Origin of the sequence: Paenibacillus sp. FSL H8-0104 (genome assembly GCF_038050215.1) — a bacterium.
Taxonomy (GTDB): domain Bacteria; phylum Bacillota; class Bacilli; order Paenibacillales; family Paenibacillaceae; genus Paenibacillus; species Paenibacillus amylolyticus.
In genome coordinates this window covers 5,225,540-5,237,511 of record NZ_JBBOTC010000001.1, presented here as the reverse complement: position 1 = coordinate 5,237,511, position 11,972 = coordinate 5,225,540, and the positions used below count along the sequence as shown (strand labels likewise).

Here is an 11,972-nt window from a genome sequence, read left to right as displayed (position 1 = left end):
GCGTGGAGAAAATTCTGAAGCTCCTGGTAGAGAGTGTCAAGGACCAGAAGATGAACAAAACAACGGCGGCTCAGATCGTGAAAATGCTAAAAGAAGGGGAAAAGAAACCCGTCAAGGATATCGCCATCATCGGTATTTCAGCCAAGTTGCCCAATATGGAAACACTGGATGACTACTGGGATAATATCCAGAGTGGTGTAGATTGCATACGTCCCATTCCCAAGACACGAAAATCGGATATGGACGCTATTCTCTCTTATATGGATATTCCTGAGGGAGATATTCAATATTACGAAGCGGCGTACCTGGACAATATTGACCAATTCGACCATGAATTCTTTCGTTTGCCTCCCAAAGAAGCCAGTTTAACGGATGTTAATCAGCGTTTGTTTATGGAGACGGCATGGGATGCTATGGAGGATGCAGGATACGGTAACGATAAATTATCGGGCACCAATACAGGTGTCTATGTAGGCTTTTCCAACAATATCAAAGATATGTATATGCGATATATTACCGAAACGATGCAGACAAGTGCACTGTCCATCGTTGGAAATTTGGCTTCCATATTATCCAATCGAATCTCGTATCTTCTGAATCTGAAGGGACCCAGTATTGTTGTTGATACAGCGTGTTCCTCTTCGCTCGTAGCTGTCGCCATGGCATGCCAGGCTATCCGGAACAAGGAATGTGATATGGCAATCGCGGGCGGTGTGAAACTTCATCTCATGACACGCGAGAATCAGAATGAGAAAATCGGGATGGAATCTCCAGACTACCGGACCAAAACATTTGATGATTCTGCAAATGGGGCGGGAATGGGCGAAGGAGTCACTGCTTTATTGCTGAAACCACTAGACGCTGCAATGCGTGATGGGGATCAGATCTACGCGGTAATTAAAGGTTTGGCCGTCAATCAGGATGGAAGTTCTGGCGGATTAACTGTACCAAACCCATCCACTCAGGCTGAGTTGATTGTAAAAGCGTGGGAGGACGGTAACATTGATCCCGAAACGATCTCGTACTTCGAACCGCATGGTACGGGGACAGAATTGGGAGATCCCATTGAGATTAAGGGAATTCAGAACGCGTTTAAGAAATATACTTCCAAGAAACAATTTTGTGCGATCGGTTCGGTTAAAACCAATATCGGTCATCTGTACGAAGCAGCTGGAACTGCTGGCTTAATTAAAGCAATTCTGGCGCTGAAAAATAAAAAACTCCCTCCAACTTTGAACTTTGAAAAGCCAAACAGAGCCATTGACTTCAGTGGATCACCCGTTTACGTAAATACTACACTACGAGAGTGGAACACGGATGGAACAACTCCAAGACGGTGTGGTATCAGCTCTTTTGGCATTGGGGGAACCAATTGTCATCTCGTGCTTGAGGAAGCACCTGATCGGGCAACTGCAGCGCATCAAGCGAACACTTCTGTAACAGGTCCATCCATTCTGACGTTGTCCGCCAAGTCTGAGGAATCGCTACGTCAGATGATCAGTAAGTATATCTATTTTCTTGAAAAAAATGAACTGCCAACATTACAAGATATGTGTTATACCGCCAACACGGGAAGAGGAAAGTTTCCATATCGGGTAGCAATCATAATGAACAGCAACATCGATTTGCATCAGAAACTTACTCAGTTGGAGCGTTCAAAACAGCTATTTGGTACTTCACATGGTTCGCACATCTATACCGGTTTTCACAAGCTGGTTCAAGATGAGGAGGCAGCGGATCAGGAATTCAGAATGTCGCTCTCATCCAGGCATGAGATGAGCGTATCGCTGGGACAAGCTCTTGGAGAATTCATGAACAGTGGGCAGCAAGATATCAATGCGTTACATCAGGCTGCTTCATACTATGTCTCTGGGGGCGATGCTGATTGGGAAGCGCTTTATGCGAATCAGAATGTATTCAAGGTCAGTTTGCCATCTTACGCATTTCAGACGCACAGATGTTGGATCGACATTCCAAAACGTAACAGAAGATCGGAAAAGGTACAGGCAGAGGGCATGTTTTATCAAGCTGTATGGCAACGATACACGCCCGTATCTCGAGATTCTGTCGTCTCAAAAATGAAAGGCGCCGTACTTCTCTTCCGCGGAAACGATCAAGTCAATGCTGCCTTGACGGTCCGATTGGAGCGTGAGCTCGAAGCACGAGTCATTCAGGTAGCCTGGGGGGATCGTTACGAGAAGTATGATGATTCGCACTATGTGATTTGTGGTGATGAAAGTGATTACATTCAGTTATTGGATGATATGAAGGGTCAGGGGCTAACCCGCATTATTCACGGGTTTACTCTGGCAGAGAATGATTCAGATGATTATTTACAAAGCGAGGAACAATTGAAGTTAAGCCAGGACCGTGGAATTCAGAGTGCATTCTACTTGACCCGTGCGATTCTACATCATCATGTGACAGAGGGACTTCAGCTTCAATTCATATCCTCCCTAGCGAATGCAGTTACGGGGTATGAAAGTCAGGTACGACCGGAAAATGCAACGCTTAACGGATTCGCAAAAGTCATTGAACAGGAGTATCCGGAAATATCCTGCCGATTCATTGATGTGGATTCAGATACCGATGCGGATACGATCTATGCAGAATTGAATAGCTCCCATGACCGTTTCCAAGTGGCGTATCGCCATAATCAGTCATACGTTGAAGAATTGGATATTGCTAACATTCTGGAAGCCAGTCATGAGGAAGTGACTATTCGTGAGAACGGTTTATATCTTATTGCTGGTGGAACAGGCGGAATTGGCTTGCAGTTCGCGAAGCATCTGGCTGATGAACGCTGCATTCGTCTGGCACTAATCAGTCGTACGGCGATGCCTGATCGCACTGTGTGGGACAAGCTTATTCAACAAGAAGATCCAAAGATAACATCCATGGAAATGATTGAACGAATGAAAACCATTATGGAGCTTGAAGCTGGAGGATCAAGTGTTGAATTAATCAGTGCAGACATCTCTGATCTGGAGCAGATGACTCAGGTTGTGCAGCGGTTGAGAACAAAATATGGGCAAATCTATGGGGTAATTAATAGCGCTGGTGTTGCCAATGATGGCTTGATTATCCGTAAGGAAGAGACTGCATTCCAAGAGGTTCTGAGACCGAAGGTTCAGGGAACCTGGGTTCTGAATCAAGTAACGGCGCAGGAACCACTCGATTTCTTCGTTATGTTTTCTTCTGGCATATCCATGTTAGGAGAACCGGGGCAGAGCGATTATGTTGCTGCAAACTGTTTTCTGGATAGCTTTGCGTCTTACCGTGCAAATGGATCGGGCCGAACGCTAACCATTAACTGGCCTGCCTGGAAGGAAACCGGGATGGCTGCCAGATTTGGTCTGAATGTGGATACAGCATTCAAGACGTTAGCGACTCATCAAGCGATCAGTGCTTTTGACATGGTATTGAGCCGTCGTATACGCCGAGTGTTGATCGGTGAGCCCAATTATACGAGTGAACTCCTACCGTTGTTAGAGTCGTCAAGGGTTATCCAATTTTCGGAAGCCATGACAGCTCGAATTCAACAGGAACGTAATCATTTGAATTATCATAACAACCAGCTGGCGAGAACTGAATATGAACAGAAGGTTGAACTGCAAGGACGAGATAACGGTATATATACAACTACGGAGAAGGAACTTGCCCAACTGGTTGGACACGTTCTCGGGTTTACCGGGTTAGATGTATACGACAACTTGTTTGAACTCGGCGTTGATTCAATATCAATGATGCGCATTATTACTGAAATACGGGTACGCTACCATGTTCACCTAAACTACCACACGTTCTTTGAAGGTATGAATCTGGCAAAGCTTGCAATTCATCTGATTGGTGCACTCAAGGAAACTGGAGCGATATCCGAGTATCCCCAGCAAGAGCCGGAACCGGCGACCCTGTATGAGGACTTCCCTTTGACAGAAGTACAGATGGCTTATCTGTTAGGTCGAGACGAGCGGTTTGAGATGGGGGGAACATCCACTCACTATTATCTGGAATTGGAAACCAAATTGAACATGACGCATTTCCAGACTGCATTGCAAAAAGTGATTCAGCGCCATCCAATGCTGCGAGCGGTCATATTGCCTGAGGGCATGCAACGAATATTGCCACAGGTACCAGACTATCAACTGGAAATCGTTGACGTGTGCCATCTGAATGAGCAGGAAAAGTGGAAACACATTGAGGCGGAACGGGATCGAATGTCCCATCATGTGTTTGAGCCGAGCCAATGGCCGCTGTTTGAATTCAAAGCTTTTAAAATAGATGATACACGGCATTACCTGTTATTTGGTTATGATCTGCTGATCTGTGATAGTGCGAGTATCCAGATCCTTGGAGAGGACCTGGTGCATTATTGCCGTGAGCCGGAAAAGGAACTTCCTGTACTCAAGTTTTCGTTCAAGGATTATATGATGGCATACGGAGAACTGAAAAAGGGTGAGATGTACGCACGTGACAAGAAGTACTGGATGGATCAGTTGGACACATTCCCTTCCGCTCCAGCACTTCCGCTGAAGCAGGAGCCAAGACATATCAAGAAACCGCAATTTTCACGGCTAAGCTGGATATTAGAACAAGATCCGTGGGAGCAATTAAAGCATAAGGCACAGCAAAAAAATGTAACACCTTCCGCGCTTCTATGTACTGCCTTTGCTCGAGTTTTGGCCCGTTGGAGCAATCAGGATCGACTTGCCATCAATCTGGCGGCGTTCAACCGCTTTCCATTTCATGAAGAAACCGATCAAATTATCGGTGATTTTACATCCATCATGTTGCTCGAAATTAACGAACAAAAAAACAAGCCTTTTTGGGAACAAGCAAGAGACGTGCAGAGTGGCATGCTCAATATGTTGGAACATCGACATTATGACGGCGTGGAGTTCATTCGAGAACTGGCCCGTCATCGAGAAGCGGGTACTTCCGCCATTATGCCGATTGTATATACCAGCACATTATTTGTGGATGCCATCGGAAGCTGGCAGCATATCGGAGATCTGAAAATGGGTATCAGTCAGACCTCCCAAGTCTACCTTGATAATCAGGTAATGGAGACTGACGGGAGACTGACCATTAACTGGGACTATATTCAGGATCTTTTTCATTACGATACACTTTCCGCCATGTTCGATGATTATACAGCGATAATTACTCATCTGTGTGAGCAAGAGAATATCGAGTTTTTACCAGGTTTGCCTGAACAGGATAATGCCATCTGGAATGCATTTAATGCAACAGCACAAACATTTCCTATATCTACACTGCATGGGTCTTTCATGGAGCAGGCGACCAAGACTCCTTATCAGACAGCATTGATTTACGGTAATCAGCAATTGACTTATCAACAGCTGGATGAACGTTCCAATCAGCTCGCTCATTACTTGACGCAACAAGGAATAACACGGGGAGACCGGGTGGGGTTGTTAGCCAAACGTGGTATGGAGACAATTGTGAATACCATCGGTATTCTCAAAGCAGGAGCGGTATACGTGCCTGTTGATCCCGATTATCCTGAAGATCGTCAGCAATACATTTTACAAAATAGTAACTGCAAAATGCTGTTATTACCCGAACTTTATACGTTTGAGGGACTGGCTGAATTGCCGGTGGAGCCACTGGAAAATAACGCAGCACCTGACGATCTTGCCTACATTATTTATACGTCTGGCAGCACGGGAACTCCAAAAGGGGTAGCTACTGCCCATGGCCCGGCAATGAATACCATTCGGGATATCAATATGAAGTTTGAAGTGACGGATCAAGATCGGATGCTTGGTATCTCTTCAATGTGCTTTGATCTGTCAGTCTATGATATTTTCGGTGCACTTGCGACGGGTGCAGCACTTGTGATCATTGCTGATCAGCGTGATATTCATGACATGTACGACGCGATACAACAGCATAAAGTAACCATTTGGAATTCAGTTCCAGCCATTATGCAACTGATGGCAGATTACGTAACCGAACAAACCAATGAACAATTAAGACTCATCCTGCTCAGTGGGGACTGGATACCGAAGAAATTGCCAGAGCAAGTACATGGGCGTTTTCCTTCGGCACAGGTTATCAGCTTGGGAGGTGCGACAGAGGCATCCATTTGGTCTATCTATTATCCCATTGATACTGTCAAGTCTGATTGGAAGAGCATTCCTTATGGAAGACCACTTGCGAATCAGACATTCTATACGCTTGACTACACGGGTTGCCTGAGTCCAGTCGATGTCATTGGTGAGCTCTGTATCGGTGGAGCAGGATTGGCTGAAGGATACTTTAATGATCCGGTGAGGACCGACAATGCATTTTTTAATCATCCGGAATTGGGACGTTTATACCGCACAGGTGATTTTGGAGTCTTGCGAAGAGAAGGGTACATTGAATTCCTTGGCAGACGGGATTCCCAAGTGAAAATCAGGGGTTACCGGGTTGAACTTGGAGAAATTGAAAGCCGATTATCTACAGTTCCTAGCGTGAAGCAGGCTGTCGTTATAGATAAAGTGGACATGCAAGGAACAAAGGTACTGGTAGCCTATTACTCAGCGGAGCGCAGCTATGACGAATTGGAGATGAAGCGTCTTTTGGCAAAAGCACTTCCGGATTACATGGTTCCTCAGCATTTAATCCAGTTGCCTGAATTTCCACTTACACCCAATGGAAAGATTGATCGGAAAGCGTTACCGGAACCAACCTTTGGACAACAGTCCAGTGCACTTGCAGGGACAGAAAGCCCAACGGAGCAAAAGCTGATTGAACTCTGTGAATCGGTATTTGGTATGAATGGAGTAGGAACTCACGACAGCTTTTTCCAGATGGGGATCAATTCAATTCTAATGGTGCAGCTGGTGAATCGGATTGGGCAGGAATTCAATCAACGTCTCAGCTTCAAGGAATTTATGGCCCTGAGAGATATTTATGAACTGGCGGCTTTGCTTGAGAGCTCTGTGGAAAATGAAGAGTCAGTGGGAACAATTCATTATCCGCAGCATGATCCATGCCCTGATCCTGAAGGCCGACCATTCCCGCTGACCGAGGTACAGATGGCTTATGTCGCAGGAAGAAGTCAGGCTTTTGAAATGGGAGGCACTTCGACACACGGGTATCTCGAATTCGAAACTCAACTGGAGATGACGCGCTTCAATGAAGCACTAATCAAGCTGATTGAACACCATCCTATGTTACGGGCAATTATCCTGCCTACCGGAGAGCAACGAATCCTGCCACATGTACCGGTATACCGGATGGATATTGAAAATATCAGTGGTTTGAGTCCTGATGAGATGGAACGGGTGATCATAGCCGAAAGAGAACGCATGTCTCATCATATTTTTGAATTGGAGCAATGGCCATTATTTGAGATACGTGCGAAAAAAATATCTAAGGATACACATTTGCTATTGTTTGGATATGATCTCCTTATTGCTGATGGGGCAAGCATACAGATCTTCAATAATGATCTACTGAAATTCTATCATCATCCCGAGATTAATCCGGAGCCTAATCCATTTACATTCCGCGATTATATTCTTGCTTACAATGAATTCCGTAAATCGAATACGTACCTGGCTGACAAACAATACTGGCTTGCCCGAGTAGAGGAGTTCCCAGCAGCACCTGCACTCCCATTGAAAACAGATCCTGCACAGATCAGCGAACCAAAATTCAAGCGACTTAATGAAGTGTTTGAACCACAGCGTTGGGAGATATTGAAAAAGATTGCTAATGGACATGGGCTAACACCTTCAGCGCTTCTCTGTGCAGCCTATGCCCAGATCTTATCGTACTGGAGCAATCAACAGAAGATTGCACTGAATCTGACAGTCTTCAATCGTTATCCATTCCACCCAAGCATACAGGATATCATTGGGGACTTTACTTCCATGATTTTAATTGATGTGGATATGGCTTCGGGGAATGATTTTATGGGTCATGTGCGTCATGTTCAGGACAGTATACTGGAGGCGCTGGAGCACAGGCATTATGAAGGCATCGAATTCATACGTGATCTCTCCAAGCATCATCAAATGGGGAACAAGACCGTAATGCCAATTGTCTTCACAAGTATGATCTTTAATGAACGTGAGACATCTGAAGCAACTCAGGGACTGATTGGAAAGGTTCGAACTGGGGTCAGCCAAACATCGCAGGTATATCTGGATCATCAGGCTTCGGATGCGGGAGGGCAGCTAACGCTAACCTGGGATTACGTGGATGACTTGTTTGACCAACAGGTGGTCGAAACGATGTTTGCGCAATATATTGCACTGCTGGATGGCCTAATTGTAGGAGAAACGATTACGGGGCCTGACATTCCTTCAGTCGATCGCAGCATTTTGGAAAGGTATAACCAATCAGAAGAAAATATCATGCCAACAACATTGCAACATTTGTTTGATCGTATGGCCAAACATTATCCAGATCAGGATGCATTGTTGTTTGAGGATGAGCGGATGACGTATTCGGAGCTGGACCGAAGATCTGGTCAACTGGCAGGATATTTACTTGAACAGGAGATCGGGCGAGGGGATCGAGTTGGCGTTGTAGCAAGGCGCCGTATGGAGACCATTGTAAATGTAATGGCTATACTTCGCACTGGTGCGGCATATGTACCACTTGATCCGGATTATCCTGAAGATCGGCAAGCTTACATGCTTAAGAATAGTGATTGCCAAATTGTATTGGACGTGGATGCCTATGATCAGGTCTCGGCTTCAGGTTATCCTCTACTCGAAGGTGAGCCATCTGGAACACCTGATGATATTGCATATGTAATCTATACCTCAGGAAGTACGGGTAGACCGAAGGGTGTTGCCATTACTCATGGGGCTGTAACGAATACGATTCAGGATATGAACAGAAAGTTCGGTGTTCATGAGAAGGATCGCATGCTTGGCGTATCTTCCATGTGTTTTGATTTATCCGTATATGACGTGTTCGGTGCACTTTCCTCGGGTGCAGCTCTCGTAATTGTATCTGACCAAAGAGATATCCGAATGATGAAAGAGGCCGTTGATCGCCATCAGGTTACAATCTGGAATTCGGTTCCAGCGATTATGGATATGTTCATGGATCGACTGGAATCCGATGCTGGACGAAGTTACCGTTGGGCAAGTGATGAAGAGATTCAGGCGTCAACCCAACTGGCTGTGGAGAAAGAGTCAGTAGAATCGGTGTACCATTGGTCATTCTCCACGCTGTGGCGAATGGATGGAAAGCATATCTACGTGGATGAGTTCAAATGCCCTGCATATGCAACAGGTATGTTCCCTGAACTGTATTTCCTGGCACAAAAGGGGATCCGGCAATCCGAGATTGCTTCTTTCTTCCCGAATGTACCTGTTAGTGAAGTGAATTCGCTCATGGAACTGCTCATTCGTAAACGTGCTTTGGTCAGCGGACTTATGGAGCCAGCGGAAATTTTCAAGAAGCAGACGCAGTTATTCCGCAATCCGTATGACGAAAAGGTGGCATACGATGCACAGGCATACGAGGAATTTAAAAAAATACAGTTGCATCGTAATTTCGGTGAGAACACCACACTTGAGGTCTCACTGGAGCGTGGTGTTGAATATCCTGATTTCATCTCCAAGCGACGTTCTCATCGTTCCTTTAAGGAGGATCAGCCTGTCACCATGACACAGTTCTCCGATCTGATGGGAGTACTGGGTCAGTATGATCAAGGACAGGAAATTCGGTATTACTATCCTTCTGCGGGAGGGCTATATCCGATAGATGTGTTTGTGTATGTGAAGGAAGGAAGAGTTGCGGGAATGGAGGCGGGCTTGTACTACTTTAGTCCAGTGGATTACACGGTACGCCTCGTTCATGGGAATCAGTCATTCACTGATGAAATGCACTATTACACGAACAGGTCCATTTATCAGTCTTCAGCGTTTACTGTTTTCTTCATTTACAACGCGGAAGCAACCATGCCGAAATATGGCGCGCAAGGTTATTTATACTCCCTTATTGATACCGGAATTATGGTATCCACACTAAATAGTGTTGGAGAGATGTTGGGCATTGGGATGTGTTCGATCGGAGATATGCCTTTTGAGAAAATAAAACCGTTATTCAATTTAAATGAAAATCAGATCTGGCTTCACACGGTGGAAGCAGGATTGAAGCCAGACGATGATATGGCTTCTATGGAAGAATGGAGCAGCAGAAATTATATCAGACAAAATCCAAGCGTATCGGTATCCTATGGCGAAAACCCAATGGCTGCTGACCCAACCCTATTATCGGAACGTTCCGTAGCAGTCCTGGGTGCACAGACCGCTCCGCTGGCTAATTTAAATATCCAAAGTTCTGATATAGAAAGAGCAGTAAACATCACCAACGAGGGTAACCATCAAAGCAGTCTTCGTCTTATACTGCTCAGCGGTGACTGGATACCTCTATCGTTACCGGGCAAAGTCAGAAATCTGTGTCCTGATGCAAGCATTGTGAGTCTCGGTGGTGCAACAGAGGCTAGTATTTGGTCCATTTATTACCCTATTAATTCAATATCTGATGCGTGGAACAGTATCCCTTACGGGTATCCGTTGGCGAATCAAACATTCCATGTGCTCGATTATAAACTGCGTCCATGTCCGGTTGATGTTCCAGGTGAGATGTTTATCGGCGGAGTAGGTCTTGCAAATCAATATGTGAATGACTTGGATAAAACGGAGAAAGCATTCATTCAGCACCCACTCCTTGGTCGATTGTATAGAACGGGAGACCATGGCGTCATGCGCAAAGAGGGATACATTGAATTTTTGGGCAGAAAGGACAACCAGATCAAAATCAGGGGGCATCGCGTGGAACTCGGTGAAATTGAAGCCATATTCATTCAGCACCACGCCTTGAAGCGTGTGTATGTAATGGACAGGCAGAACGAGCAAAAGAAAAAATATCTGTGTGCCTATTATGTCTCTGATCAAGAAGTTTCCATTGCTGAATTGCGAGAATTTCTGATATCCAGATTGCCGGAGTACATGGTGCCTTCATTCTTTATCCGGTTGGAAGCCATCCCTTTAACAGCAAATGGAAAAATCAATCGTAATGCATTACCTGAACCAACTGCTCTACACACAGCTCAGGTCCAATACAAGGCTCCCGCTAATGATATTGAGAAACTATTGGTACAGATATGGAGCGAAGTACTTGGCAATACTCACATTGGTGTGAATCAGCATTTCTTTGAGATCGGCGGCGATTCTGTTCTGATGATCAAAGCACATGCCAGACTTGATGACCAATATCCGGGAATTGTGAAGATAACCGACATGTTTAATTTGCCAACTATTTCGGATATTACCGCATTTATCGAGAATCAGTTGGACGAGATGGATGTAATCCACGTATCACGCTCCCGCATTCCCTTGTCCATGGATTATTTCGTGGAAGGAGATTCAACATCAAACGAAACAGAAGAGTTGCAGTTTGCCTTATCGGCAGAACTCTATGATCGTGTGGTGAATGCTGCCAGCAGGTGGGATGTGGAGGTGGATGATATTTTATTTGCCGGCTTTGCGTACCTTCTCGCACAGGCCTCCAACCGTGATCGGATAAGTGTGCATGCAGCCATTGGGCAGTCCGACTATATTCAAGTATTTGATCTGGACTTCGGCTCGTTGGAACAATTTAATGAATTATTCCAGCTTATCCATCAATCCAAGGGTCAAGATGGCAGAGAGACCTTCCACACCAAACATGTTAGTACACTTTTGCAGGAGCCCGGTACAGGAACATTACCTTTGTTCTATAACGCTGGTGCAGTTGCTTCGGGAGTGCCGGTGTCTGAACTGTACGACTTAACGTTACAAGTGGTTCATCAGGAGGACAGCCTGCACTTCGTATGTGGATTCCGTTCAATGAAATGGCGGAAGAGCAAGGTAGAGTCACTCTTGCAACTCTACTTTAAACTACTGAACCCGATACTCGAATGATCTCAAGCCGACTGTAAAGGAGAGCAA

General features: G+C 45.3%; 1 protein-coding gene. It reads left to right on the top strand.

Features of this window, described 5'->3' with window-relative positions:
- The first annotated feature begins 2 nt into the window (after nt 1-2).
- On the top strand, nt 3-11,945 hold the full coding sequence (locus tag NST38_RS23050; RefSeq protein ID WP_076252863.1) for a non-ribosomal peptide synthetase: 11,943 nt from the start codon (nt 3-5) through the stop codon (nt 11,943-11,945).
- Nucleotides 11,946-11,972: the final 27 nt, after the last annotated feature.